The organism is Ruegeria sp. BE9 (genome assembly GCF_056538765.1).
Map to the genome: position 1 here is coordinate 727,501 of NZ_JBQFTS010000002.1, position 26,311 is coordinate 753,811.

At 57.0% G+C, this 26,311-nt stretch carries 24 protein-coding genes, 1 tRNA gene and 2 pseudogenes; 8 read left to right on the forward strand and 19 right to left on the reverse strand.

All coding sequences use genetic code 11. The annotated features are described in order from the left end of the window. Nucleotides 1-47 precede the first annotated feature (47 nt). Entirely contained in the window at nt 48-638 is a 591-nt protein-coding gene (locus ACR0EO_RS10235) for a heme NO-binding domain-containing protein (protein ID WP_480689500.1), read from the forward strand. Beyond that, a complete protein-coding gene (locus ACR0EO_RS10240) occupies nt 631-1,653 on the forward strand; it encodes a diguanylate cyclase (protein WP_480689501.1) in 1,023 nt (340 codons plus the stop codon). The genes ACR0EO_RS10235 and ACR0EO_RS10240 overlap by 8 nt, the downstream gene beginning before the upstream one ends. Nucleotides 1,654-1,681: 28 nt before the next feature. On the opposite strand, the gene ACR0EO_RS10245 is transcribed toward ACR0EO_RS10240, so the two are convergent. From ACR0EO_RS10245 to ACR0EO_RS10280, 8 genes are all read right to left on the reverse strand, one after another. Further along, nucleotides 1,682-2,380: a CbiX/SirB N-terminal domain-containing protein gene (locus tag ACR0EO_RS10245; RefSeq protein WP_480689503.1), complete on the reverse strand. Its 699-nt coding sequence runs from the start codon at nt 2,378-2,380 to the stop codon at nt 1,682-1,684. Between the two features lie 71 nt (nt 2,381-2,451). Then, nucleotides 2,452-3,384, reverse strand: a complete 933-nt coding sequence (locus tag ACR0EO_RS10250) for an AEC family transporter (protein ID WP_480689505.1) — start codon at nt 3,382-3,384, stop codon at nt 2,452-2,454. 62 nt (nt 3,385-3,446) lie between these two features. Further along, nucleotides 3,447-4,244, reverse strand: coding sequence for an MBL fold metallo-hydrolase (locus tag ACR0EO_RS10255; RefSeq protein ID WP_480689507.1), 798 nt, complete (start codon nt 4,242-4,244; stop codon nt 3,447-3,449). Next, nucleotides 4,241-5,047, reverse strand: coding sequence for a TatD family hydrolase (locus tag ACR0EO_RS10260; protein WP_480689509.1), 807 nt, complete (start codon nt 5,045-5,047; stop codon nt 4,241-4,243). The genes ACR0EO_RS10255 and ACR0EO_RS10260 overlap by 4 nt, the downstream gene beginning before the upstream one ends. After that, nucleotides 5,044-6,165, reverse strand: coding sequence for a DNA polymerase III subunit delta' (locus tag ACR0EO_RS10265; protein ID WP_480689511.1), 1,122 nt, complete (start codon nt 6,163-6,165; stop codon nt 5,044-5,046). The genes ACR0EO_RS10260 and ACR0EO_RS10265 overlap by 4 nt, the downstream gene beginning before the upstream one ends. A gap of 7 nt (nt 6,166-6,172) precedes the next feature. Further along, complete coding sequence (tmk, locus tag ACR0EO_RS10270) at nt 6,173-6,799, reverse strand: dTMP kinase (protein ID WP_480689513.1); 627 nt, start codon at nt 6,797-6,799, stop codon at nt 6,173-6,175. Then, nucleotides 6,796-7,917, reverse strand: coding sequence for a D-alanyl-D-alanine carboxypeptidase family protein (locus ACR0EO_RS10275; protein ID WP_480689760.1), 1,122 nt, complete (start codon nt 7,915-7,917; stop codon nt 6,796-6,798). The genes tmk and ACR0EO_RS10275 overlap by 4 nt, the downstream gene beginning before the upstream one ends. Before the next feature lie 62 nt (nt 7,918-7,979). Further along, nucleotides 7,980-9,323, reverse strand: a complete 1,344-nt coding sequence (locus tag ACR0EO_RS10280; RefSeq protein ID WP_480689514.1) for an SPOR domain-containing protein — start codon at nt 9,321-9,323, stop codon at nt 7,980-7,982. A gap of 202 nt (nt 9,324-9,525) precedes the next feature. Between ACR0EO_RS10280 and ACR0EO_RS10285 the strand changes: the two genes are divergently transcribed. Then, nucleotides 9,526-9,615, forward strand: a tRNA-Ser gene (locus tag ACR0EO_RS10285). 126 nt (nt 9,616-9,741) lie between these two features. On the opposite strand, the gene ACR0EO_RS10290 is transcribed toward ACR0EO_RS10285, so the two are convergent. The 8 genes from ACR0EO_RS10290 to ACR0EO_RS10325 all read right to left on the reverse strand — a co-directional run bounded on the left by ACR0EO_RS10290 (nt 9,742) and on the right by ACR0EO_RS10325 (nt 19,211). Then, nucleotides 9,742-11,499, reverse strand: a complete 1,758-nt coding sequence (locus tag ACR0EO_RS10290; protein WP_480689515.1) for an NAD(P)/FAD-dependent oxidoreductase — start codon at nt 11,497-11,499, stop codon at nt 9,742-9,744. Beyond that, nucleotides 11,496-12,110: a CheR family methyltransferase gene (locus ACR0EO_RS10295; protein ID WP_480689517.1), complete on the reverse strand. Its 615-nt coding sequence runs from the start codon at nt 12,108-12,110 to the stop codon at nt 11,496-11,498. The genes ACR0EO_RS10290 and ACR0EO_RS10295 overlap by 4 nt, the downstream gene beginning before the upstream one ends. A 10-nt stretch (nt 12,111-12,120) precedes the next feature. Continuing rightward, nucleotides 12,121-14,004, reverse strand: a complete 1,884-nt coding sequence (locus ACR0EO_RS10300; protein WP_480689519.1) for a RiPP maturation radical SAM C-methyltransferase — start codon at nt 14,002-14,004, stop codon at nt 12,121-12,123. Continuing rightward, nucleotides 14,001-14,276 carry a hypothetical protein gene (locus ACR0EO_RS10305; RefSeq protein WP_480689521.1) on the reverse strand — a complete coding sequence of 92 codons (276 nt, stop codon included), beginning with the start codon at nt 14,274-14,276 and terminating at the stop codon, nt 14,001-14,003. The genes ACR0EO_RS10300 and ACR0EO_RS10305 overlap by 4 nt, the downstream gene beginning before the upstream one ends. A 20-nt stretch (nt 14,277-14,296) precedes the next feature. Then, nucleotides 14,297-16,156: a S8 family peptidase gene (locus ACR0EO_RS10310; protein ID WP_480689523.1), complete on the reverse strand. Its 1,860-nt coding sequence runs from the start codon at nt 16,154-16,156 to the stop codon at nt 14,297-14,299. A 96-nt stretch (nt 16,157-16,252) separates the two neighbouring features. Then, nucleotides 16,253-16,465, reverse strand: a complete 213-nt coding sequence (locus tag ACR0EO_RS10315) for a hypothetical protein (protein WP_480689525.1) — start codon at nt 16,463-16,465, stop codon at nt 16,253-16,255. A 41-nt stretch (nt 16,466-16,506) separates the two neighbouring features. Then, entirely contained in the window at nt 16,507-17,586 is a 1,080-nt protein-coding gene (locus ACR0EO_RS10320; protein ID WP_480689527.1) for a radical SAM protein, read from the reverse strand. Between the two features lie 41 nt (nt 17,587-17,627). Continuing rightward, nucleotides 17,628-19,211, reverse strand: coding sequence for a radical SAM protein (locus ACR0EO_RS10325; RefSeq protein WP_480689529.1), 1,584 nt, complete (start codon nt 19,209-19,211; stop codon nt 17,628-17,630). A 338-nt stretch (nt 19,212-19,549) separates the two neighbouring features. Here ACR0EO_RS10325 and ACR0EO_RS10330 point away from each other — a divergent pair. After that, nucleotides 19,550-19,783, forward strand: a pseudogene (locus tag ACR0EO_RS10330) (IS6 family transposase); the annotation flags it as partial. A gap of 146 nt (nt 19,784-19,929) precedes the next feature. On the opposite strand, the gene ACR0EO_RS10335 reads toward ACR0EO_RS10330, so the two are convergent. Further along, nucleotides 19,930-20,706: a CE1 family esterase gene (locus ACR0EO_RS10335; RefSeq protein WP_480689531.1), complete on the reverse strand. Its 777-nt coding sequence runs from the start codon at nt 20,704-20,706 to the stop codon at nt 19,930-19,932. A 192-nt stretch (nt 20,707-20,898) separates the two neighbouring features. On the opposite strand from ACR0EO_RS10335, the pseudogene ACR0EO_RS10340 reads away from it, so the two are divergent. Both ACR0EO_RS10340 and ACR0EO_RS10345 read left to right on the forward strand, forming a co-directional pair. Then, nucleotides 20,899-21,288: pseudogene (locus ACR0EO_RS10340) on the forward strand (ester cyclase). A 144-nt stretch (nt 21,289-21,432) separates the two neighbouring features. Next, on the forward strand, nt 21,433-22,059 hold the full coding sequence (locus tag ACR0EO_RS10345; protein WP_480689533.1) for a dioxygenase family protein: 627 nt from the start codon (nt 21,433-21,435) through the stop codon (nt 22,057-22,059). Nucleotides 22,060-22,210: 151 nt separating this feature from the next. Here the strand turns inward: ACR0EO_RS10345 and ACR0EO_RS10350 are convergent, their stop codons facing one another. Further along, on the reverse strand, nt 22,211-23,785 hold the full coding sequence (locus tag ACR0EO_RS10350) for an arylsulfatase (RefSeq protein ID WP_480689535.1): 1,575 nt from the start codon (nt 23,783-23,785) through the stop codon (nt 22,211-22,213). A 157-nt stretch (nt 23,786-23,942) separates the two neighbouring features. Here ACR0EO_RS10350 and ACR0EO_RS10355 point away from each other — a divergent pair, with 157 nt between their 5' ends. Next, entirely contained in the window at nt 23,943-24,842 is a 900-nt protein-coding gene (locus tag ACR0EO_RS10355) for a LysR family transcriptional regulator (protein WP_480689537.1), read from the forward strand. Between the two features lie 84 nt (nt 24,843-24,926). Here ACR0EO_RS10355 and ACR0EO_RS10360 read toward each other — a convergent pair whose 3' ends face one another. After that, a complete protein-coding gene (locus ACR0EO_RS10360) occupies nt 24,927-25,106 on the reverse strand; it encodes a hypothetical protein (RefSeq protein WP_480689539.1) in 180 nt (59 codons plus the stop codon). A gap of 71 nt (nt 25,107-25,177) precedes the next feature. Between ACR0EO_RS10360 and ACR0EO_RS10365 the strand changes: the two genes are divergently transcribed. Beyond that, nucleotides 25,178-26,299 carry an adenylate/guanylate cyclase domain-containing protein gene (locus tag ACR0EO_RS10365; protein ID WP_480689541.1) on the forward strand — a complete coding sequence of 374 codons (1,122 nt, stop codon included), beginning with the start codon at nt 25,178-25,180 and terminating at the stop codon, nt 26,297-26,299. Nucleotides 26,300-26,311 lie beyond the last annotated feature (12 nt).

Here is a 26,311-nt window from a genome sequence, read left to right on the forward strand (position 1 = left end):
TTAAGGATTGTCAGGCCAGATTGGCGTAAGTCAATCTGGGGCAAACCATGCATGGTCTGATCAATCGGGCGGTACAGTCTTTTGTATGCGCGACTTACGGGCAATCGTGCTGGTCGCGCGTGACCGAAGCGGCTGAATTGGGCTTTGTCGAGTTTGAGGCAATGCTCGTCTATGACGACGAAATGACTGTACGGGTCATGGATGCGTTGTGTGCTGACCAGAACAGACCGCGCCTAGAAGTTCTGGAAGATTTGGGAACGTACCTGGTTTCTCATCCAAGGATGGAGGACTTGCGAAGGTTGCTTCGTTTCGGCGGCGTGACTTATGTCGAGTTTCTCCACTCTTTGGATGATTTGTCAGATCGGGTTCGACTGGCCGTTTCCGATCTCAGCCTTCCAGAACTTGAGTTAAGAGAAGTGACGCCAACCGAGTATCAGCTATTTTGTCATCCTGGATTGCCCGGTTACTCAAGCGTGATGGTCGGCGTGTTGCGCGCGATGGCTGACGACTACGGAACGCTGGCAATACTGTCGCATGACGGTTTGGAAGGTGCAGTGGAGGTCATTTCGGTTATCTTGGTCGAAAGCGCGTTTTCCGAAGGTCGGCAGTTTGATCTGGGGCGCGTAAACCATGATTGATATGAACAATTTGGCCGTCCTTTTGAGAACCCTATGTCCGATGTTCGTGCTGTTGGACGAGAGTGGGCGGATCATGCGTGTAGGTCCAACCTTGCAGAAACTGCGCCCAAACCAACCCATGGAAGGCAGGAATTTCCTAGAGGTTTTTGAGTTGGTCCGCCCGCGCACTGTTACGACGACCAAAGCACTCATGACTCTGGCTGGGGCTAAGCTTCATCTGAAGCTACATGACGAACCTCGTACCGCTTTGAAAGGGTTGGTAGCTCCACTTCCAGACGCCAAGGGCATGGTAGTCAATTTGTCCTTCGGCATTTCAATTCTGGATGCAGTTAGGGATTACGCGCTGACCAGTGCGGACTTTTCGGGGACGGATCTTGCGATCGAACTGTTGTATCTGGTCGAGGCTAAATCCGCGGCCATGGAAGCTTCTCGATCATTAAACCTGAGGTTGCAGGGAGCGAAGCTTGCGGCTGAAGAAAAAGCGTTTACGGACATGCTGACCGGTTTGAAGAACAGGCGAGCAATGGATGTTGTTCTGTGTCACCTAATATCGGGAAGTTCGCCATTTGCCCTGATGCACCTAGACCTAGACTTCTTCAAGGCCGTGAACGATCGTTTTGGGCATGCGGCAGGGGACCACGTGTTGCAACAGGCCGCGCGAATTATGACTGATGAAACCCGTGCCGACGACACGGTGTCGCGCGTAGGAGGCGACGAGTTTGTCATTATTTTTAAGGGATTAACTGATGAAAACGTTTTATTGGCGATCGCAACGCGGTTGATCGACAAGTTGCAGGCACCGATGGAGTTTGAGGACAATACTTGCCAGATTTCGGCGAGTATCGGCACCGCTCTATCCACTCAATTCTCGCCACCTAAGGCGGCCGAAATCCTAAATGCCGCTGATCTTGCTCTGTACGAGGCGAAGCGTATGGGGCGCTCTCGTCATTCTTTTTACTCTAGACGCTTAGGCGAATTACAGGAAAGCTCCGCGAATGAAACACACCGGGAATAGCTGAAAGTATCCGCTCGTTTAGCTGTCGCTACGCGTTGGAGAACGCTATGGCTAACGTTTCGGCAATATGGTGTTTGATTTGAGGTAATTCACCGACGACAGGTGTGACCTGACCTTTGAATCCAGCGGCGTCTAAGGCTTCTGGCACGTCATCGATAACATGTCCTCCAGAGCAGGCAAAAAATGGCAAGCACAAGGACTGTCTACTCAAACCGGCAGCTGCTTCGGCAATAGAGGGTGGCTCTTCGACAAAACCAACACTGAGAGATCGAAAGGCTATCTGCTGCTCTAACTTTTCCGCGAATGCTCTGGTTACGGCTGACGGATTTCTGCTTCGGCCGGATCCGTGAGCCGCAATTACAAGATCTGTACCCGTTGTTTCCCAACGATTTGCCTTGAATTTTTCCCGCAATGCTTCGGCCACCAATGACGGCAGTTTGGGGTCAACGCCTAAGGGATCGAGAATGCGGATCTGCCGGTCTCCGAGACGTTTTGGTAGTGCTTTGGTGACGAACCAACCTTTTGCCATGAACAATGGGTAAATCACCGTGTCATCGGACAGATTGGCCAAGCGCTCTTCAAGCATCCCTTCTGCAGCCAAAGTGGACGACCGAACGGTAACGCCGTCGCACAACTGATCCACCTCGGAGGCATATGCGGCCAGCGTTTCTTCGGCTGGGCCTGGCGCCGAAGGTTGGCCATGAGCGACGATGAGAGCATGCGGCATCTAGGGTGTCCTGTCTTGTTTCCCGATAGGTGTATCCCGTTGGGCCAAAGTCAATCCATGTTTCCTCAATGTCACCCCAGTAGTGTCAGCCAGAACAAAACCGTGAGGATTGATGCTCCGGTTCCGATCAGCACAGACGACGCGGCAACGCGTTTAGCTCTGCCATACATATTTGCGAAAATATAGGCATTGAAGCCGGGTGCCATTGCGGCGTTCAAAACACCTGACTGGAACAAATCTTGGGGCAGTCCAAGCGTAGAACCAAATAACCACACAAGGCTTGGGTGCAGCATCAAAGAAACCGCGCAGACAAAGGCTATAGCCCTTAGATCACCTTCGGGTTTGTATTTGACCAAGACACCGCCTAACGCGAACAGGGCACCGGGCAAAGCTGCTCGTGTCACCAAGCCCAACGCTTCCTCCGCGACGGCGGGCAGGGGTATTCCCGATAGGTTGACGACAAAGCCAAGCGCGATCCCAACGATAAGCGCATTGCGGAACATGGCGGACAAAACCGAGCGAACCATCCGCGTTCCGCCATTGCCACGATTTCGGATGATCTCCATCACGGTGATGCCGACGCCGTAGCAGAACGGAGAATGAAACGCGATGATGGCATAATTTCCCGTTAGGTTTTCGGGGCCATAGGCGCGTTCAGTGATGGGTAGCCCTAACAGAACAGAATTGGAAAAAAGGCAACAAAAACCGATGGCTACGCAGTCCTCCCAATCTCGGCGAAAGATCAGGCGCGCGCCAAAAAGCCCTGCACAGAAACAAAGGCCAGCGGCGGTATAGAAACTTGCCAACAGTCTTGGATCAAAACTGGCGCTGAGATCGAGGTTGGAGATCGCAAGGAACAAAAGGCACGGGATTGCGAAGCCCTGAGTGAACTTCATAAGCCCGTCGATGTGGATTTCCTTAAAGTACCCCAGCCGGGTCGAGGCGTATCCTGCTCCGATAACCAGGAAGACAGGCAGAATGACGTCGATCAGGCTTTGTAGCATGTTATGCCCCTGTCTGCCCGATCAAGGTGGGCAGCTGTGTTATAAGGCATACAGCCAGTGCTCTAGAGGTCCTGATGAATCACCATGCCATCGTAGGCAGGGGTGATGTGTTCTGCGGTTTCCGCCTCGACTGTGGCATAGTCGAGGTCGATGTGCATGTTGGTCAGAACCGCACGCTTGGGCTTGAGTTGATCAATCCACCCAAGTGTTTTTTCCAGATGGGCGTGCGTCGGGTGAGGGGATCGCCGCAAAGCGTCAATCACCAAGTAGTCGAGCCCTTCCAGCAAAGGCCAAGCGTCGTCGTAAATCTCGGCGACGTCAGGCAAGTACACAAGCTTTCCGATCTTGAAACCCAGCGAGTCGATTGTACCGTGATTGACTTTGAATGGATGAAAGGGGATCGGACCTCCTGGTCCATCGACCTCGAAAGGGCCATTAATGGACTTGAGCTCAAGGATAGGTGGGTACGGAGAGCCTTCGGGTTGAACGAAAGCGTACCCGAACCTGCCCAGCAGGTCGTTCTGCGTGTCGCCATCGGCCCAGACTGGCACTCGTTCCCGCATATTGAAAACGATCATGCGAAGGTCGTCGATGCCGTGGACGTGGTCTGCGTGCGCATGGGTATATACTACGCCGTCCAACCGGCCGGTTCCGCTGCCAAGCAACTGGCTTCGCATGTCGGGCGTGGTATCGATCAGGACAGATGTGGTGCCGTCCGGACCGTCGCGTTCCACCAACATTGAACAGCGGCGACGGATGTTGCGGGGATTGTTCGGATCGCAGTCTCCCCAGTGCCCGCCCAGTCTTGGCACGCCTCCGGATGAGCCGCAGCCCAGGATGGTGCAGCGCAACTGTGTCATGCAGCCGCCTTGTAGGTCGCGGCTTTGATGAAGAGCCGATCAAAATTTGCCTGCGTCTGGATCGCGAAATCAGCATATTCCATGCCGAATACCTCGGCACCCTTGCGCGCTGTATGTGCCGTGTAAGCTGGCTCATTTCGCTTTCCGCGGTATGGCGGCGGTGCAAGATAGGGTGCGTCTGTTTCTACCAGAACACGATCAACCGGTGCGCTGGCGAAAATATCCCGCAGTTCTTGGCTTTTGGGGAATGCTGCAATGCCCGACATGGAGAGGTAAAACCCCAGATCCAGTGCGGCTTTGGCAAGCTCCGCTGATGAGGAAAAGCAGTGCATCACGCAAGAGTACGAAGAATTGCGATGCTCTTCGGCCAGGATGCGCGCCATATCTTCGTCTGCAGCCCGGGCATGGATGATAAGCGGCAGGCCTGTGCGTTGGGCAGCCTCGATATGAATGCGCAGGGACTTCTTTTGAACCTCTGCACTATCGGCCGTGTAGTGATAATCCAGCCCGGTTTCACCGATGCCCACGAATTTGGGGTGCTGAGACAACGCGACCAGTTCGTCAACAGTTGCCAATGGCTCATCAGCGGCACTCATGGGGTGTGTGCCGGCTGCGTAGAAGACAGGAGCATGGGCCTCGGCGATGGCCCGCACGCTGGGTTCGTTCCGCAGCCTCGTGCAGATTGTGACCATGCGGGTCACGCCCGCCGCGGCGGCGTTTGCTACGATCTGGTCCAGCTGCCCCTCGAAATCAGGGAAGTCCAAATGACAATGGCTGTCGGTGATTTGAGGGGTGTCGCTCATCTGCTCTGACCGGCGGTTTCCTGTATCTTGAACACCGTATCTAGGACCAGAGCGGCAGGGTCAAGGTTCACCGCCTGACCATGGCGCGCGCGCGCTGTTATTGTCGCCGCGACCTCAGCCCAACGCCGGGCTTGATACGGCGATGCGGATAGGCGGCTTAATGTCTCGGCTTCGTTGGGGGCTGCCTCAGGTGCAGGTGGCGCACCGGTTGCACCGGTAAGGGCAAGGCGGGACAGAGCGACGTCAATCAAGGTTAGGAGCAGTTCGAACCGATCTGCCGCGCCGCGCTGGGCGGCAGCCTCGGCCAAGGCCAATGCCCGTTGACGATCCATTCGGGGCAGGGTGCCGAGAATAGCGATAAGTTCGGCGTAGATTTCAAGTCCGCCCAAATTGATCAGGCGCACCGCGTCGCCCACCGACCCTGCGGCCAGTGCAGCCAGATGATCTGCGTGGCTTGGTAGTTCGGCACCGGTTTGAGCCAACGCCGACTGCATATCCTCAGCCCCCAGAGGCGCTAGCCGCAGCGTGCGACACCGCGACCGGATTGTCGGCAGCAGGCGAGAAGGTTGGTGAGAAACCAGCAGCAGCGTTGTACGAGCCGGAGGTTCTTCGAGCATTTTAAGCAAGGCGTTGGCCGCACTCACGTTCATCTCATCAGCGGAGTCCACAATGACGACGCGGCGCCCGCCATCGGCTGAGGACAGTCCAAAAAATTTGCCCAATTTGCGGACGTCATCAACAACAATTTCGCTGCGCAGTCTTCCCTGGTCATTCAGAGAGCGGGTAATAGAGGCCAAGCCCGGTTCGGCCCCGGCCAAAATGCGATGGGAAACCGGGTGATCAGATGCGATCTCCAGGGTTTCGGGGGGAGGCGGGGCGCAAAAAAGGCCATCCTCCTCGACCGGAGGTGTTGCCAGTAGGAAACGAGCAATCCGCCACGCCAGCGTTGCCTTTCCAACGCCGCGTGGACCGGTAAGCAACCACCCGTGGTGTAGCCGGTCTGAGTTGAACGCGCTCAGAAATGCCTGTTCGGCCTCGGCTTGTCCGAACAAGTGTTGGGTTTCCCGCGGGTGAGGTGCGCCGGGGGCCTGATCCGGGGTAGGGGTGTCGTCGCTCATCTATCGTCTATCGCAAAGCTTGCTGGACGATATCTGTCACATCATGGGCGACACTGTCCATGTCCCTGTTGCCGTCGACGATACGAAACCTGTCTGAGAACTCTTGGGCCAGATCCAGAAAACCTGTGCGCATCTTTTGTTGCAAATCCACGCCAAAGTCCTCGAACCGTTCTTCAGTACCTTGGCGACCCTTAGCGCGCGACAGACCAATTTCTGGGTCCATATCTATCAATATAGTTAAATCTGGCTCACGCCCGATCATCAGACTGTGCAGTTGATCGACCAACCCACGCAGGTCACCTCGCGATAGGCCTTGATACATGCGTGTGCTGTCAGCGAAACGATCGCAGATCACCACTTTGCCTTCCGCCAGCGCGGGCTCAATGGTTCGTTCCAAATGGTCGCGGCGGGCGGCGGTGAACAACAGGATTTCTGTCTCGGCTGACCAACGATCGGGATCACCTTCCAGAACCAGACTGCGGATTTCTTCCGCACCGGCAGATCCGCCAGGTTCACGGGTCAAAACTACATCATGGCCAAGATCACGCAGCCTCTCGGCCAACAAGCGGGCCTGTGAGGATTTTCCTGAACCGTCTATGCCTTCAAAGGTTAGAAATAACCCGGTCGCCGTCACATTGCCTCCAAAGGATTGCCAATGACATCCTTCAGCACAATGCCGCCAACAGTCATAATTCTTACCATAACGCCACCTTCTGGCACGGCTTCAGCCGCGACCAAAGGATACCGGATTTCAGGCAGACCTTCCGGTTTAATCACCAGTTCTGCCAGTTGTTGGCCTTTGGTGATCGGAGCGTTCACAGGACCGTCGTAGACAACCTCAGCTTCGACATCCTTGTCGCCTAGAACAGGTAGCAATAACGTCAGGTCTTCTTCGGGGATCAAGCCGACCGTCTTCTGTGCCCCCATCCAAACTGGTGCTTCGGCTATCGGCGAGTCTGTGTCGGCAAGCTTCCTCTCGACAAAATTTCGAAACGACCAGTTAACCACGGCCTCGGCCTCCTCTGCGCGACGGGCTGTACTGTCCAATCCGGTGAGCACAAAGATCACCCGGCGGTCTCCCTGCTTGGCTGAACCGACAAGCCCATACCCAGCCTCCTGCGTGTGTCCGGTTTTGAGGCCGTCGGCACCAATACCAAGTTTCAGCAGGGGGTTACGGTTGCGCGAATTCGAAGGCGCACGACCATCGAATTCAAAGACTTCTTCTGCGAACAAAGGGTAGTATTCCGGAAAATCCGTAATCAAGCGGTCTGCCAGAACAGCAAGATCGTGTACGGACATCATGTGCCCCGCCGCAGGCCAGCCATTGGAGTTGGCAAAGTTCGAGTTTTCCATTCCCATTTGCTCGGCGCGTTGGGTCATATAACGGGCAAATCCGGCCTCGGTGCCATCAGGGCTCAGTGCTTCCGCAATCACCACGCATGCGTCATTTCCTGACAGGACGATTATGCCGCGCAGCAAGTCTTCGACTCTAACGCGATCCTGTGTGTTCAGGAACATTGTCGAGCCACCATAGCTCATCGCGTGTTCTGAAACGGGCAACGTCTCATCCAGTGTCAAACGACCGTCACGCAATGCTTCGAACGCAACATAGAGTGTCATAAGCTTTGACATCGATGCTGGTGGAAGCGGTTGGTCTGCTTCTTTGGACAATAGAACAGTGCCTGTCGCCTGATCCATCACATAAGCCGCTCGGGCCTGGGTGTCGAAGGCTTGGGCGGGCATGGCAAACATTGCCAGGCCCAAGGTCAAAACAGATGATCGCAGTGAGGATAGCACGGGGGCCTCCTTTGGTTTCAGTTTTTGACAGAATATGCGTCGGTAAAGCCGAGGTCTTTAACGTCGCTCTGCATCGCATTTCTTTGAGCGCGGGTCGTTGCGGGCCCTACCAAAACACGCCAGACAGTTTTGCCGTCGTTCGTCAGTTTTTGAACATCTGCAGGTAACCCGTTCCGCTTGATTTTCTCGGCGGCACTTTTGGCGTTGGCTTCGACTGTGAATGTTCCAACCTGCACAAACGGCTTCTTGACCGACCGGGGCGTCGTCGCCTGAGTCGCAGCAGCGGTTTCGACAGCGGCAACTTCTGATGCCTCAATGGCTGCGGCCGCACCTTCGATCGGGTCTAGGGGTGTTTCCGTAATTTCGTTGGACGGCTTCTTTTGCCACCATTTCCGCTTTGCGGGTTTGTCTTCCGGTCCAGTGACTGTGGGGTCTGTCAGTGTGGGCGTAGGAGTGGTCGCCGCTGCGGCTTCCACTACCTCTTCGGTCGTTGCCTCGGCGGTCGCATCTGCGGCCGCAGCTCCTGCTGTGCCGGCGGCTGCGGTTTCCTTCTTTTGCCACCATTTCCGTTTTGCCGGCTTTTCTGCTGGCGCGCTTACGGTTGGGTCTTCCAGTGATGGGGTAGGAGTGGTCTGAGCGGCGGCCTCGACGACTTCCTCTGCAGCGTCAGAGGTCGCATCCGAAGCGGCCACGGCAGCAGCGGCACCGGCCGCACCTGCTGCAACAGCGGTTTCCTTCTTTTGCCACCATTTCCGCTTGGCGGGCTTCTGGGTGTCGTCGGCAGCAGCTTCCACAGTGTCGGATTGCGTGGCAACCGCTTCAATCTCAGGAGCGTCATCTGCTGCAGCAGTTTGAACTTCTGTTACCTCTTCCGGTTCTTTCTTCTCGACCGGTTTGCGACGCAAGGCGACAACTTCCAGTTTAGTTGGTGAGCCTGCTAGGATCCCGAGCTTCTCTGCCGCCGCAGATGACAATTGCAAGGCGGGTCCGGGCAAATCTCTTTCGCGACGGAACAGGGCACCCGTCACGGTTTTATTGTTCTTTGGGTTCTTAATAACGACCTGTTCAGGCTGCGAGACATCAGGGTGTGCAACCCAAACTCCACCCAAAGATGGGCGACCGTCCCAAAGACCAGCTTCAGAGACTTGGAAAACTTCGGGCGCTTCAACGGCTTTGCGCGAGTTTTCGGCGAAGTTTGGAAATAGCTCTACCGTTTCTTCATTTTGCGCGGCACCGCTTTCAATTTTTTTAGGCTCGCCCTCTGTGGTCAATGCCTCTTCACAACCAGCCAGCGCTGTTAAAGATACAGCCAGAACCGCCAGTGATCGCGGTTTTACGCGGTTCTCAATCGCTCGTTTCATTTCATCATCCCTTGCCTGAAGGGGTTTCGTTTGCCGAACCCCGCCGCCCATCGCCTGCTTTTTTATGCTTGGCTATAGCGGCTTTTCCTGCGGAGCATAACGTGGGCAAGGGATCATGGAAAGACCGGTGCACAAGCTTCGGCAAGATTTCCCTATTTCCTCTTGCCACCGTTCGCAGTTCGCCTTAGACCCTCCTTCACGCGGGGAGGTGGCAGAGTGGTCGAATGCGGCGGTCTTGAAAACCGTTGGGCGTGAGAGCGTCCCCAGGGTTCGAATCCCTGTCTCCCCGCCACCCATACCCGTCTCACTTCATTTGTGTTTTCCTACCTGGAATTGTGCCGCAATTCCCGCGCGTTGACGCGTGCGTTGTCAATCAGAGACGGAGCAGACAGTAAACTCGGAGCGCGATTTTGACCGGCTAGGCTGGCGCGGTGGCCGGTTTCACGTGGAGATACTGACCGGCGATCAGGCGCAGGGCGAGGGATGCTGTTTCGGTGTCGAGGCCGGTTTCGATTTCTTCGGAATTCAGGCCGGTGTCGGACAGGCGGTTGAGCAATTGCAGTTGTAGCGGCGTGGCATCGAAGAGAAGGATGTCATCCTCGGACGCTTCGCGGGTCACCCCGGCAGGGCGGATGCGCAGGCAATCGGTGGGTTTGCCGGAGAGCGGGTTGACGGCATTAGCGTGGCGCTGTGGGTCGGACCAGAATTGGGCGTGATGCCAGACGGAACTGCGATCGGACCCAGGTGTTTGACGGGTGCTGAAGGTGCGGCTGTCGCCATAGCGTGTTCCGGGTTTGAGGCGGACATGGGCGTTCATCGGCAGGCCACAGCACGGGAGATGCGCAGCGGCGCTGCCGATGGCGCCGCGGGGGCTTAGTCCCTGAAGCGAGGCGTTGCCCTTGGTTACGACATGCAGAAGGTCGGTTTCGAAATCCGTGTCCAGCAGCCAATTGAGGTTTTCCAGATGCGCGCCGGGTGGTCCGGCCTCGGCCCGTTTGTTCCAGTAGACGCTGTTTGGATGCGCGTCGGCGATGGCGGCGTACCATTGGTCGATGCCCCAGGCGAAGGATTGCGCGACGCGGCGCCAGTTGGCGGAATAATCATCCCAGAGGACAGGATCGGGGTGGCCGTCGCGGGCGGCGCGGATGAGCAGGTCCGCCGCCGCGCCTGCCTGTTGCATGGCGAATGAGACGCCCGACGAAAAGAGCGGGTCGACGAAGAAGCCTGCGTCGCCGACGGCGATCCATTGTTCCTCGGCGTCGCAGAGGCGGTCGCGCATCATTGAATAGTTGGAGACGCGTTTGACGCCTTTGTGGATCGGTTTGGCGTCGGCGATGAGCGTCTTGAGTTTCGGTACTTCAGAGAGGAGGGCCATGAGTCCTTTGGACGTGAGTATCTCTTTGCCATGCTTTTGCAGGCCGTCGCCATCGGTGACGAGGCCGAGGGAATGCACAACTTCCATACCGTTTGGGGTTTTGTGGGGGATGGGGATGTACCAGACCCAACCGTCTTCGAACGCGAAGCAGCCCACGGGTGACAGGTTGGGGGCGCGGAAGATGTTCCAGTCGCCGGGTAGGGTTTGGGCCATCTGGCCGCAGCGCACATGGGTCCAGATCGCGATGTTGCGCCAAGAGGACAGCCAGGCGCGGGGATTGTCTGAGCCGAGTTTGTTCAGACGGCCCGAGCAGTCGGCGAGGTAGCGGCAGGTGAGGGTGTCGCCGGTGCTGAGCGTGACAGTGTGACCGGCCTTATCGTGGGGCGTGATGGTGTCGACCGAGAGGCCCTGACGCACGGTGGCACCGCAGCTGGCGGCGTGGTCCAGAAGGACTTGGTCAAACTCGGGCCGGGCCACGTGCAGAGACCAGCGGTGTACGCCGTCGCGTTGCCACAGGACATGGCGGAAGAACGAGACAGCGGGGCCGTCTGTGTCCCAGTTATAGAAGCCGCCATATTTGCGGATGGCGCAGCCGCTGTGCAGGACCTTGTTGATGACACCGGTTTCGGCAAGGCAGGGGACCGCGGGGCTGGCAAAGCTTTCGCCGATGCGTTCGCGAGGGAAATGCTCGGCCTCGATCACCAGCACGGACAGCTGGCCATCCTTGGCGAGGCGGGTGGCGAGCGAGGCCCCAGACGGGCCGCCGCCGATGACCAGAACGTCGGTGTCATAGCTGGTCATTGGGCAGGCTCCATGGCTGTGGCGGGGCGGCGCAGGAAGCCGCGTTTATCGTGGGTGAAGCCGATGGTTTCGGCGTCTGTGCAGCGGTCAACCGAGGACAGGAAGACGGTGCCGCCGTGGAGCAGGGCGTCGAAGATGCGGCGCAGATGGGTCAGGTTTTCTTGCGGTGAGAAGAATGGTTCGACATTGCGGTATAGGATGAGGTCGTTGTTTGAACCGAGGTCTGCGGTGCGCAGGTCGGCGACAGAGAAGTCGATCTTCTGACGCAGTTCGGGCCGAACGGTGTAGCCGTCGTTGGTTTCGGTGAAAAAGCGAGGGCGTTCGGCGGGGTCTACGTATCGCAGGTCGCGCGGTGGGAAGGGGCCACCGGCGCGGGCGGTGGCGATGGCTGTTTCGTCAAAGTCAAAGGCGGTCACGTGCCAGCCGCCCGGTGGGTTCATGTCGTCCAGAATGGTGGCCAGCCCGTAGGGTTCGAGCCCCGGACCGCAGCCGATGCAGAGCGCTTTGAGTGGGCGGGAGGGGGAGAGAAGCCCCGGCAGGATGTCCTGTTCCAGTGTGACCCACATTGCCGGGTCGCAGAAAAATTCCGAACAGACGGTGACGCGCAGCATGTGGGGCCTCTTACCAGTTGGGGTTGGATGGCAGGGCAAGGCCAAGGTAAAGCCCGTCCTCGCCCAGCATCAGGGATTGGTCGCAATACATGTCGAGGATCTGGGTGGCGTCGTTCTTGGTGATGGTGCCAGCACCCATCTTGCGGTTCACGGCCTCGGCCACGTTGGCAGGGCTTTGCATCGTGTCGGTGCAAGCGAGATATGCTTGTCCCAGAGGGCCGTCGAAACGGTGGGTGGTTTTGTTGCAGGCGTCGCGGCTGTCGGCGATCCAGATGGAATTGCCCGCGTGGCGGAACCACAGGCCGGGGCGGTTGTCAGAATGCCAGCGCGCGCTCCAGTCATTCACCAGCGCTGTGGTGGCATCGTGGATGTCGGGGGCGGCGGTGTCTTCGAGCGCGTAGTCGAAGAAATAGGCGAGCTTTTCGAGATCGACGGAGGGCGGGTAGACATATTCGTAGGATTTCTCGGGTGCCATGAACTTGGCCGGGAAACGCTCGCGGTCGAAATAGAGCGGCGAGAAGCGTTCGAGCCAAAGGCGGGTGACGGCATTGGGCGGCTCCAGATGTGGGATCTTGGTGAGCACGTCATATTCGGCGGCGTAGTCGTCTGGTGTTTCGCCGGGGAAGCCCCAGAGCAGGTTCCAGCCGACGCGGATCTTGTAATAGAGCGACCATTTGAGAAGCCGCACGTTGTGCAGCATTGTGCAGCCCTTTTCCATGAGCGACAGCACGTTTGTGCTCATGCTTTCGATTCCGGGCTGGATCCACATCACGCCACCGCGGCGCATCTGGGCCAATTGGCTGCGGGTGACGTTGGATTTCACCTCGAAGAAGAAGGTGTAATCGTCGTGTGCCTCTTCGATCTTGGGGAAGACGTCGTTGAGGTACTTCATGTCGAGGATGTTGTCGGTGGACTGGAACATCATAAGGCCGTAGCGGTCTGAAAGTTGGTGCAACTCATCAAGCGCGCGGTCGCCGGATTTGCGGCGGAACTCCATGCCGGCCCCGTTGAGGCCGCAGAAGGTGCAGTGATGCTTGCGCCCCCACCAGCAGCCGCGTGCGGTTTCCAGCGGCAGGGCGGGTAGATAGTTTTGATGCTGGGCAAGGCCAAGGTCATGAAGCCGGGTGAAGTATTCGTCGTAATTTGGGATGGGCGAACTGTCGAGATCGTCAAAGGGCGGGGCCGCGCGGGCGGTTTGCCCGGCGCGGTTGACGCCCGCGATGGGGCGTTTGGGATCGCCGTCGGCAATGGCGCGCAGGAGGGCGGGAAAGGCCAGATCGCCCTCGCCCGTCACCACATGATCGACATATGGGAAGGCGCGGGCGGTTTCCTGTCCCATCTCGCCTTCTACATTGGCGCCGCCGAAGACGATGTGTAGGTGCGGCCAGCGGTCCTTAAGGCGGCGGGCCATGGCGAGTGACGCGCAGTGTTGCTGGAAGGTGGTGGAGAAGCCGATGACATCATAGGTGCCCCAATCCTCGGCCTTTATCCGGGCGTCGATGAAGGTGGGCAGGATCGAGCGGCGCATCTCGATGAGACCGGCGCGATCAAGTCCGCCGCGCGCGGCCTGGGCGATTTCGGACGGGAAGGTATCGAGGTATTCGTCGTCGCCCTGGTGAGCAGTTTCACCAAAGGCCGCGTGCGAGAAGAGCCATTCGCCGGTCATGTGGCCCCGGAAGGTGCACATGCCGCCATAGGTTTCGGGAAATTGTGCCGCCAGTTCGAGATTGAGATGGTGGCAGGCCACCCGGTGGCTTTCCCGCTTGGCGATTTCCGAGAGTAGGCCAAGCTGAATCGAAGGCCGTTCAGGGATGGCGAAGGGCATGAAGATCAATGCGACGTTCAGGCTGCGCTTGGCGGTTTGTGTAATGGGATCGGTGGCGGCGATGTTCATGTGGTTCCCGCCTGTGGCTGTTTGGTGTGGGTCGTTTCTTCGGGACTTTCGAGTGGTGGCAGAATGTTGATGATGCGGTTGGGATCGTTGCGGAACGAAAAGCTGTCGATATCGACGCGCTGGCCTTTGAAATGGAATTGCAGGATGCGGGCCATTTCGAGGACTTGGGTGCGGTAGAACTCGTCCAGCGAGCGTTCCAGACGCTGATGCCCTTGAGGGATGCGGAAGCGGAAGACGAAATCTTGATTATGGTCGAGGGTGACGTTTTTCATGTGTGTCCCTTTGCGCGGTGTCAGGTGTCGAAATCGAAGCGTTCGGTACCTGAAGCGGTGTGAAATTCGATGCTGGCCAGTTCGGCGTTGGTTTCGGATTCTGTGCGGTTGCGGAAGGCGGTGACGAGGGCGGCGAGGTCGTCCTCCTCCTCGGTGGTTTCGCCGTTGGCGGCGGAGTTGACGACGGTGATGGTGAGGGTCGGACCGTCTGGTGAGGTGTCGTCGGGGATAACGTCGTCCGTGGTGTCGTCTGTGTCGGGCGGATTGTCTTCGACGACGATGTCTGTGCCCGCGTCATCATCCGTATCGGTGTCGGGAACGGTGTCCGTTCCGGTGATGGGCGGGGTGTCATCCTCGACTGGTTCCGGAAGAGGGGCCGGTGCGGTGTCTGTCTCCAACACGGCCAGCACGTTGGCGGCGTTGAGGCGCCCGGTACCAATAGGACGATCGGAGGTGATGGGATCGGTTGTATCCTTCAGCAGTGCCTTCAATGCGCCGACGTCCAGTTTGGGATCACGGCTGAGGGCCAGAGCGGCGACGGCGGCGACATGCGGCACGGCCAGGGAGGTTCCGGCCTGACGGTCGTAACTGTTGAACAGCCCCGCGCAGCGGAGGTCGCCGCCGTCATATGGGGGGCCGTCACCACCGGGGGCGGCGAGATCGACCTTGTCGGACCAGTTGGAGTAATAGGCGCGGGCGTCCTGGGCATCGGTGGCCGCGACCGAGAGAATGCCGTCGCCCAGCGGGCCCGCCATAGCGGCGTAATCTGAGGGCCAGTGCGCCGCGCTGGTGTCGCGGTTGCCAGCGGAGGTGACAACCAGAACGCCGGCCTCGACCAACTCGGCCAAGGCCAGGCGGACGATGGAAATGTCACCGGCCATTTTCCACGAGCAGACCATGACCATGCGGTCAAAGGCCTTGCCCTTAATTGTGCCTGCTCGGGCGCGCTCGGCGGCGTAGAATATTGCATCGGCGCGGCGCCAGTATTCCTGCACGGTGAGGTCTACCACGAGGGGCAGAAGGCGGCAGCCGGGGGCTATGCCGCTGAAGCAGTCGCTGCCACCCAAGGCGATTGAGGCGACGTTGGTGGCATGGGCAGAGGTGCCGCTGCCGTCAGCAAAGCGCATTTCGGCCTCGAGATTGGTGAAGAGACGGTTTTTGAGCGCGTCGTGATCCGTCTCTGGCGCGCCATCGACCACGGCGATGATGACCTTGGCCGAACCTTGGGTCTTGGTCCAGGCGGTGGAAATGCGGATACGGTCGTGGTTCCAGTCGAGCGCGCAGGTGGGGCTGCTGTGGGCGCTGTCGAGGTTTTCAGCGTCCGAGCCGCCGGGCCGGTTGATTGTAACGCGAAAGGTCAATTCCTGGTCTTCGATGCCGACAAAGACGGGTTCGGCCAACAGGACCTCGTGGATGGTGTTGATCTTGTCGATGGCCTCGCCGAGGTCGGTGCCGTCGGGGGTGGTGACAAGATAGAGCCCGCGGCTGCGCCCGCTTTTTTCGAGTTTGTAGCCAAGCGCCTTGATGGCGTCGTTGGCCTTGGCCTTGGACAGGCCGCGAATAAGAACGCTAATGTGGTTGGGGACGACGAACACCTCGGCGCCGGTTTCGTCTTGCGCCAAGGTGGCCACTAATTCAACGCCTTCATTCTCGCTGAGCGTGGCGAGGCCCTTGTCGGCGACAGCAAGGCTTTCGGCGTCGGTGGGTAGGCTGATGCGCAGGGCGCGGGACGAGACCGGGGTGACGGTGCCGCCGCTGGTGAGAAGCGAACCGGGGACCGACACGTTTTCCGCGTCGTCCGTGTTCAGGATGACGAGCCGTTCGTTAAGGTTTTCATCCAAGGCGACTTTGCGGTTCTTGCTTTTGTCAAAAAATTCCATGGTTTTTCCATCCCGGAGCTGGGTCTGGGTCTTGATGCCGGGAGGGCGTGACCGCCCCCCCGATCCTGGTAAGGCAAGACCGGATCCTTGGGTGCGTCAGCCCCAAGAGGCCGAAACCATGATCATGTTCTTGCCTTTGATCATCTCGGCCAGATCCTCGTTCTGGAACTGACCGGCGACCTGACCGGCCACGAATTGTCCCAGATGCTCGGAGAGCTTGAGATTGTTCGTGACCCGCGTCACATCGCGTGATCCGAAGGATGAGCGTCCGCCAGTGAGGCTTTCGGAATCGTCGTCTTCTGTCGACATGCGAATAACCGGCATAAGCAGTCCTTTCGTCAATGTGCAGATCAAGCCCTCTGCAGGTGGGCATCCCCGGTTGTCAGGCTTTCCGGGAATATCGCGAACCTTCCATGTTGGGCCTGCACCTTGGGCAGGACCGCGGCCAGTTTGTCGGCCACGTCGGGTGAGACGTCTTCGTTTTCGATGACGACGCAGTAAGACTTCAGAAGTTCGGGGGCTGGCAGGTCGCGGCGGGCATCGTAGAGGCCCTTGCGCGGGACCTGGGTGATGGTTTGCAGATCGTCGAAACCGAAGGCATGGGCGTAGTCGGGATCGAGCCCATCGCACCAGCGGCCGACAAGACAGTTGGCGCAGGCGCCGTCTTCGTCGAAGGTTCGGCGGCCGCCAAAGGCCTCGCGTTCGGTCGAGAGAAGGTCGATGCGGCCCCCCGCGCAACACAACGGGGTTTTCTCGACGGTGACCGATAGGCCATAGCTTTCAGATTCGTCGATTGCGGCCTCGAGATACGGTTTCACCTCGGAGAGGCGCACCGCGTGGGGCATGCAGGTGGCAAGGCTAATCAAGTTGCCGAATTTGATCTTGGGAACGCCCCAGTCGTGGACCAGCTTCACCATGTTCGAGAGTTGCTTGTAGTTCTCTTTCATGATGACGATGTTGACCTGCGTGAGGATGTTTTCACGCAGCAGGTTACCAATGCCATTGACCGTCTGTGCGTAGGAATTGGGGGTGCGCGTCAGGGCGTCATGCAGCTCGACCGTATCGCCATAAAGGCTGGTGCGGACGTAGAGATGTTCGGTGCCGTTGGCTGCGAATTTCGCCGTGAAGCTTTTGCTGTGAAAGACGCGCGCGTTGGTGGCGATGGCGCAGTCGAAGCCCAGACTGCGCGCCTCTTGCACCAATTCGAGAAACTTGGGGTAGATCGTGGGTTCACCGCCGAAAAACTCGATGATCGTGCCTGGGGGTTGTTCGTGGATCGCCTTGATCGCGGCCTCGAACGAGACATCGTCGGATTGTTCGATCTCGTCCTCGACCATGCAGAACACGCAACGTTCGTTGCAGCGGCTCATCAGGCGAAGCAGCAGAATCCCCTCGACGCGGTGGAAATCCACCCATTTCGATCCGGACATGTCCCCCTCCTACGGTGGTTCAAATGACTTTCCAAAGTGCGTTAAACGTCCCGCCCATAGACCATCAGCCAGTCGATCTGTTCGACCGGCACGCCGTAGCGCATGGTGATCTCGGACAGGGATCGGCCATAGACATCAAGGCCCCATTCGCTGCCGAACGCGTTGGGGATCAGCACCAAGTCAAGCGGCTTGCCCGCGCCGAGGTGGCGGGCGACGACGCGCTCGTAGTCTTCGACAATGCGGCTGTCCATGACGTGGTAATTGCCGCCAAAGCCATTGGTGACATTTGTCGCAAGGTGCAGGTTGATGCCGTCAAGCCGGCGTTTGAATTCGGGGATACCGTCGATTAGATCGACAAAGATGCCGCCCATCAGATCGCTGGAAAAGAGCAACACGTCGCGTGCGTTCTGACGTTCGATCTGGGTGATCATCTTGTCGATGTGATTGAGGCGGAAATCTTCGATATGCAAGACGCCGTAATTCTCGCCGCGGAAGAAGCCATTGGAACTGAAGGGGTAGCCGGTGGTGCCTTCGGTGTCGCAGAGGGTGGCGTGCACGGGCAGACCCGCGCGTTCGACTTCGATGGCGACCTGAGTGTGGCCATCGAGGTGCAAACGGTCGAGCAGAGCCTCGGACTCGACGCGGGTGCGGACCGGGGCGCCGTTGATGCGGCGGACAATGTCCCCGGCCCGCAGCCCGGCGTTTTCAGCCGGTGAATTGCGGATCACCCCGTCGATCAGCGGCACGATGGCGTCGAGCCAGAAGAGCGGCGGTTCGACGATGATGGGCGTCTTGATGCGTGCGCGCAGGTCGTGGGCAAATTCTCCGATGCGGCGCCAGTGCGCGTCGAAATCCACGTCCAACTGATGGTCGAGCCATTGATGGGTGAGCGGCAGTCGAATTCGGATGGAGTAGGCTCCACTTTCGTCAAGATAGCGGCAGGTGTTTTCGATGTCCGCCTCCGACAGCGTGGGCCAGGCGACGATGCCACCCACGTAGGGCAGTTCGTATTTCTGAAGCATCCTAGGCGCGGCGATGGCCGTGTCGGTGCCGGGCCCCGTCATCATCAATTCCTGGTTCATATCGGCGTCGGCGGAGTTTATCGAGAGCTTGAAGATCAGCGGTTTCAGCTTGGCCAGTTGGGCGACGAGGTCTTCGGTGAAATGCGAACCGTTGGTGGTGATCCAGAACACCTTGTCCGGTTGACGGTCGCGGGCCATGCGAATGATCTCAATCGCCTGGGGGTGAACGAAGCTTTCCATGTGATTGCGGTTGGAGGGAAAAAGCGACGTGCCGTTTTCGGGGTCGAAATGCGCCAGCCGCGTCGCCGCCTCTTCCAGTGACATGAGCGAGCGTTCCCGCGCATATGGGACGTTTTCCTCGAAGCAGAAATGGCAGCGGCTGTTGCACACGCTGGAGATCGGCGTGAGGGCATTCATCGCCGAGTTCGTCTGGTGTGTGCGCCAGCTTTCGAGGTTGCGGACGCGGAAGCCGTCAACCTTGACGACCTGGCCTTTCACCTCGAGCTCGACAACCTGAAGAAGAGTTTTCAGGAGCGCGCCAATATGCGCAATACGTGGTTCAGGCACGGCATAAGACGCCGTGTCATGTAGCTGAATAGACATTTGTGAAATCTCGAATAAGAGCGTGTGAACCATATCACGAAAACGCGATTTTTGACAGGTTTTCGCGCGCTGATCCCTTTTTTAGGAGCGGAGATTCGGGTGTAAGGTCCGTGAAATATTGGCAAAAGAATTTTGGAGAGAGGCGGTGGAATCGGAGGGCTTTCCGGACAATCTTGAGGCGAATCGGCGGGACTTGGCCGACGGACTTTCGTGGTCCGGCGGCTGAAATCAGCGGTGGTGAGTCGGCCCGAGGGCGCGATTCGCGCATGGGGTGTCGCGGGGGTCTTGTCAGAAGAACTTTGCTTGAGCGGGGCAGGGCGGTTGCGTAGCTTTTGCCCATACCCAGACCTGCCTCATTCAAATACTATAAAACCAGTCCCGAGATCATCCGCCTTGCGGTGATGCTGTACATCCGTTTCCCGCTCTCGCTTCGGAGTGTCGAAGATCTGTTGCACGAGCGAGGCATCGACGTGAGCCCCGAAACTGTCCGATATTGGTGGAACAGGTTTGGCCCCATGTTTGCATCAGAGATCCGAAGAAAACGGGTTCAGCAACTCCGAGCCCTTTCATCAATTAAGTCGGGTGCTACTGAATACATTTCCGACCAAAGCAGCCGAATGGTATACGGGACAATTGATTGCTCAAGGAAGAGCTTCGAACCAGTCGAGTACTTCGTCCCGCCAGCCCTCTGGAACGCCGTGTCCACCTTTGGTGACTTTCAACCGGATAGAGCCTGCCTCACAGTCTCCCAATCCTTCTGCATCGATTCATCGTCGCCAAAGCTGTTTTCCGCGCTTCCCAAACAGGCGTTCTCGCGGCGCCAGACATCCACGCCCTTCATGACGTTACCCTGGTGAAAATCAACACCCTCCCATGTCAGCTGTCGGCCCTCGAATGGCACCATTCGGTCTTTAAAGCCATGTACGTGAAACAGGTGAACTGGCGCATCGCACTCAGTGGTCATGGGCTCCCAAAATGCTCCAGCCGCAGCGGCAAAACCGCTCGCCAACTCCGGCGCATAGCACGCGAGGTCCCAGACCATTGAGCCGCCGCGGGAGAAGCCGGCGATCAGTATTCTCGACGAGTCTATACCGAAGCGCTCCATCGCGTCGGCGCGCACGGCGTCGATAAAGGCGACATCATTGCGCGCCAGATCATACCCGTCAGCCACACCCCAATCGAGGTCTTTGTTATTAATACTGGGCTGCCCGCTCGGCATAATCACAGCGTAGCCACGCCGGACGAAAGGGTCGACATAGGCGGAATTCTGGATCATCGCCTTGCCAGACCGTCCATAACCGTGCAACCAAATGACGGCAGGTGGTTCAACTGGAGCCCCTGGCAGGGCCACGTAGTACTCACCGCCTTCCAGTTTGCAAGGTGCATTTGGCGCGCCACACTCTCCGTCCGAAGCAAAGGCCGCTTTCGGACTTGCAGCAACAACAGCAATGGCAATAATGAGCTTTAGAATGCAATTTCGTGTTTCGGGTCGCATCAAAAGTTCACCTCTGTTGTTTGGTTATAGAAAATCATAGCACAGCGTTGCGCATCTCCGAATGTGCCGGCCCAAATGTCTGGGTACACCTCTACTGCAAGCTTCAGTGGCAACGAGTGATCAATCTGAGCCTTTAACACCCGAATTTGCGCCGTGATATGTTGAGCCTATCATCAATGCTGGGAAAACTTCATGACGCTGCCTGATCTCATTAAGCGATTTTATCACGAAGTATGGAACGCGGTGGACATCGACTGCGCCCGAGAAATCCTTCACCCAGAGTTCGATTTTCGTGGAAGCCTTGGGCCGAAACGCTCAGGGCCGGATGAGTTCATTCGTTACATGGAAAAAGTTCGAGCGGCTCTTCCGGATTTTCAATGAAATATCGTTGAAATCGTCGATGCCGAAGAAAAAGCAGCTGCGCGAATGTCCTTCGTCGGCACGCACCATGGTAAGTTCTTCGGTGTAGACGGAACGCAGCAACGGATCGAATGGTCCGGCGCGGCATTCTTTACATTGCGGGAACAAAAAAAGGGAGTCTCTGGGTTTTGGGTGACATTGTTTCAATCAAGAGACAATTGAATGCCCACCCAAAAGTCGCGTTTCTTGATCCATATGCATAGCGGCGGCTTTGGTTGCGATGGCAGACCTCGACGTGACGTGCGCTGCTCGATGTGTAATTTTGATGGGTAAAAGGGGGCTAGCCCGCGCGGGAAAGGACACACTATGAAACTGAATAGTAAGTCTCGCCGTAACCTTCTAGGCGGCATTGCAGGATTAATGGGCGTCGGTTCGCTGGGGGCGAGAGCCGCTGCGGCTGTACTCACACCAGACGCAGCAGAAGGGCCGTATTATCCAACGCCAGCCATGCGAAGGCCTGATACAGATAATGACCTCGTTAAGGTCAAAGGACGTGCTGAAGAAGCTGGCGGCGAAGTCTTTACACTGCGTGGGACGATTGTAGCCGCCAATGGACAACCCCTTGCCACTCATCGCATCGAAATCTGGCAATGCGACATGGACGGCAACTATATGCACCCTCGCGACCGCCGCAGTGCTCACTTTGATCAGGCTTTTCAGGGCTTTGGCCATGACGTAACTGACAACGGCGGGAACTATGTGTTTCGCACAATTAAACCTACGATCTACCCAGGGCGTGCGCCACATATTCATGTAAAGGTGCTTGATGGAAATCGCGAACTGTTGACGACGCAGTTTTACATTAAAGGCCATCCGAAAAATCCCCGCGATGGGTTGTTCAACCGTATGTCCAAGGCCGAGGCAAATGCAGTGTCTATGGAATTTGTGCAGGGTGCGACTGGACTTACAGCGACCATCAATATTGTCGTCTAGAGAGGAAGCTTCAGTTCGCAAAGTTTGAGTTGCAAAGCCTGATCTTAAATGTCTGCTTTGGGCGGAAAACGGACCTTTTTCTGTAGGTGATTTGGCGTAAATTCTTGTATGGATCGGGAGGCAAGGATTGATGCCTCCCGAGAATTGCTTCCTACTGCGACATCCCGCCTTCGGTCGAAATTTGCTCTTCTACATGGTTCTGATTGGTTATGTTCGATCCCCGTGGAGGAAAATCCTTGAAAGTGGACAGGTGGTTTTGGACGATCTTTGCCGCAGGCCCAAATGCCCACATCTTGTTGCCCATCCAGCGCGTATACATTCCCGACTCCTCGGCCGCTTTTTCGTAGGGATCGCGACGCAGGTTGAACAGCAAGGGTGCGTTCAGTTCCTCTTTTGGCCCCGCCCAACCTTCGGTTTGGATAGTGAAATGTGCTTTCCAGTCACCATGGCGCACAGCCTGCAGGTCTGGACCCTCGTAGTAGATGATCTCTTCCCGGTTACTCTCACCCTCACCCGTCAGGAAAGACAGTTGGTTGTACCCATCCAGATGTACCTGATAGCCCTCGTAGCCTTCCAGCAGTGAGCCTGTTAGGTCCTCGGGTCCACCGGCGGCGGCGACGAGGGTAGGCATCCAGTCAAGACCGGCAAAAATACCGTTGCTGACGGTTCCTGCAGGGACCTTACCGGGCCATCGAATGATGGCCGGGACGCGGAAGCCGCCTTCCCAGGTTGTGCCTTTTTCGCCATGGAACGGCGTTGTTCCACCGTCGGGCCAAGTCATTGTTTCCGGGCCATTGTCAGACGTAAAGACAACAATCGTGTTGTCCGAGACACCCAGCTCGTCCAACCGCGCCATGACTTTTCCCACATTGTCGTCAAGCTCTTTCATTACGACATCCTGCAAACCTCGCCCGTCGCCCAGCATGGCCTCGTATTCGGGGCTAAGATGGGTCCAGACATGCGCGCGCGCCGGGGCCATCCAGACAAAGAACGGTGTATCGCTGTCAACTGCGCGGTTGATGAAGTCCAGCGTATGGGCCGTTACCTCGTCATCCAGAGTCTTTTGCCGTTCAGGCGGAGCCGGACCATCATCGATGATGCGTTGTTTGCCAACCAGACCCCAACGCGGATCTACGGTTTCATCGACCGTATCTGTGGCATACGCATGAATGATGTTGCGAGGTCCAAATGTATCGTTGAATTTCTGATCTTTCGGCCAGTCCGGATCGGATGTGTATTCCATCGCGTTCAGATGATAGAGCCAGCCCCAATATTCATCAAAACCCTTCACCGTCGGCAGGAATTTATTCATATCGCCAAGATGGTTCTTGCCGAATTGACCGGTCATATAACCCAGAGATTTCAACATGTTGGCCAAAGTGGGATCATTGTCATTTAGACCCTTTTCAGGGTCTCCGGGCAGGCCAACCGTGTGCATTCCGGTACGAACTGGCAATTGTCCGGTGATAAAGGCGGATCGCCCGGCGGTGCAGCTTGGCTGAGCATAGTAGTCCGTCAAACGCATACCATCGGCGGCCAATTGATCAAGATTGGGGGTCTTGATGCTTTTCACGCCCTGGTGGTAGCTTTCAAGACTGGCCCAGCCGACATCATCGGCCATGATGACAAGGATATTGGGTCGGTCTGTTTCTGCCAAAACCGGCATGGCACAGACCGTCGCCGTGACCAGCGTTGCGGAAACCGCAATAGATCGAAGGATGAACATAGGTACCTCTGTGGACGTAGAAAACGATTTCGATGGTGGGAATATCGAAGGGTCCATCAGGGATAGCGATTGAAAGTTTCTTGTCGCAACAGAGCTTTACCATGTTTTCATATTGTGAAATCTAAACCACTAAATTTGAAATTAAACTGGCCGGATAATGAACGAAAACGCTTTGACTGCCTTTCTTGCATTGGCTGAAACCGGCAGTTTCCAAAACGCTGCGCGCGTGTTGGGTGTCTCCAACGCGTCTTTGTCCCGCTATGTCGGACAGGCTGAAAGTCACACGGGACTTGTTTTGTTTCATCGCAGCCGAAATAGCAGCACGTTGACACGCGCGGGGCAGGAGTTCCTGCCAATTGCTCAGGCGCTCCGCGAAGACTTGGACCGCTACGCGACCCGTGTTGCCGGATTGCGCGAAACCGGGCCGGGAACATTGCTGATTGGGTGCGGGCCGCTCACCACAAGAACTTTGATCCTACCCGTCTTGCGCGCTGTGCGAAGGACGATGCCGGACCTGCGCTTTCGTATTCTGGTGAGTGCCTACGCTCGTCCGCTCGACCTTTTGCAGGCAGGGGAGTTTGACGTGTTCCTCGGCGATCTGACCTACACACCCGAAGCCGATGACGTTGAGATCATGATGATGGAGAAACAAGCCATCCAGTTTGTCGCTCACCGAGATCATGAAATTCACCAGCACGGCCCGCAAACGATGGCCGGTATTTTCGATTTTCCTTTTGCGTCGCCGCATCTCCACAAACACTGGAAAGCTGCCTTGACCAAAGCACTTGGTGGCGGTGCGGAGGCCGTGGAAAAGGTTAGAGCACAGCCGCATATCGAATGTGACGACTACAACTTCCTAACCGGGTTGTTGGCGGAGCCCGACTTCATCGTGGGAGGGATGCCCGAAACATTCGCAGAACTGATCCGTGCAAATATGATCAAGCCAGTGTCGATGAAACAGAACCTCACGTGGAACATTTGCGCGGCGCGTAAGTCGCAAAACATGTCTGCCACGGTTGAATCGTTCTGGAATGAGCTCGCCAACTATCGGGCGTGAACGGTGACGCTTGGCACCGAGAGGCCTCCGACTCAAACACTCATTGGCCCGCACTAGGTCGTCTTCTTGGGCCCAGTAGATTTGTCAATGTTCCGCGTAGATGGCGAAAGCGGCTTCTGAACTAAAATAGCCAAGGGCAGCAAAGTCCGCAAAGCGGTCATTGAAGCACTGCGTAAAGAGCGACCGCTCCGAACCCAGAGCGGAATTTGAGAACACTGCGGGCAAGCCACCCAAGTGCAGTTCGCATTCCTTCAATCTTCCCATTAAACACGTCCGATTTGGCGTTTCGTGCTATGGTAACCCTGCGGGCAGGAGACGTGGATGTGGAGGCTCGAATGGCGGAAAATGCTTCGATCACCCCAATTGGGAAGCTGGGTCCAGAGTACGAGGAAGCACTTGCGCTATCCGGACTCATTGACGATGTCGAAGACACCACGTCGCTTGAACCACGTAGATACAGGTACACCGAAGGCGAATCTATCTGCAGTGCCGGCGATCCGGCAGAGTGTCTCTGGATTATCGTTAGTGGATCTGTCGCCATTAAACTAAATGGACAAACTCTTTTCGTTCGGCGGCGAAACGAAGTGATCGGAGAACAACACTTGGCTGGCAATGGGTATCAACGTGTCTACGACCTTGTCGCAAACGAGAGTATTGTCGATGTTATAGTTATTGATCGGACCAAAATAGAGACACACCCAGAAGCGGGTATCATTTGGAGAAACATCGCAAAAATTATATCGATCAAACTTCGAAGCGCGACTAGGAAGACTGCGTCTCTTAGCCGCCACTTGGCTGACGACACACGCATTCTACACGCCTACACAAACCAGTACGCCTTAAGTCGACGAATGCAGTCCGGGAGCGAACAACAAACCGAATACCTCATCGAGCGGGCTATAATTTGGTTTTCCGACGTGGTCGGATTCAGCAAGTTCACACTGAATACGCCTCCGGAGCGCGTCGCCGACATCGTTCAGCGATTTTTCAACGCACAAACGTCCCCCGTCCTAGATCGAGGCGGACACATCGATAAGTTCATCGGTGACGGGTTGATGGCGTTTTGGGTGATGAAGGGCAAAGTCGAAGACGCCTCGTCAATCTGTTCGGATGCTGTTCGTGCCGCTGAACAATCGGTAAAGAACGTCAAGGAGATTAGAATAGGGAACGAGCCTTTGGCCCTCAGAATTGGGCTACATATCGGGCTTGTCGTGAGTGGAGATTTCGGTTCTGCAACACGACATCAGTTCACGATGATTGGGACAGAGGTTAACAAAGCAGCGCGGCTTGAACAGATCCATTCCGAAGACATACTGGACGGCCATAGTGAGCTTGGAAGCATCCGTGTCAGCCGAGAGTTCTGGAACGAACTCGACACAGTCAGCCGCAAGAAGTTCTCAAAAAAGTTGACGGCACGGGCGAAAAATATCGGAGTAATGGAGCTATTCACGAACTGATGCTGGCGCTGT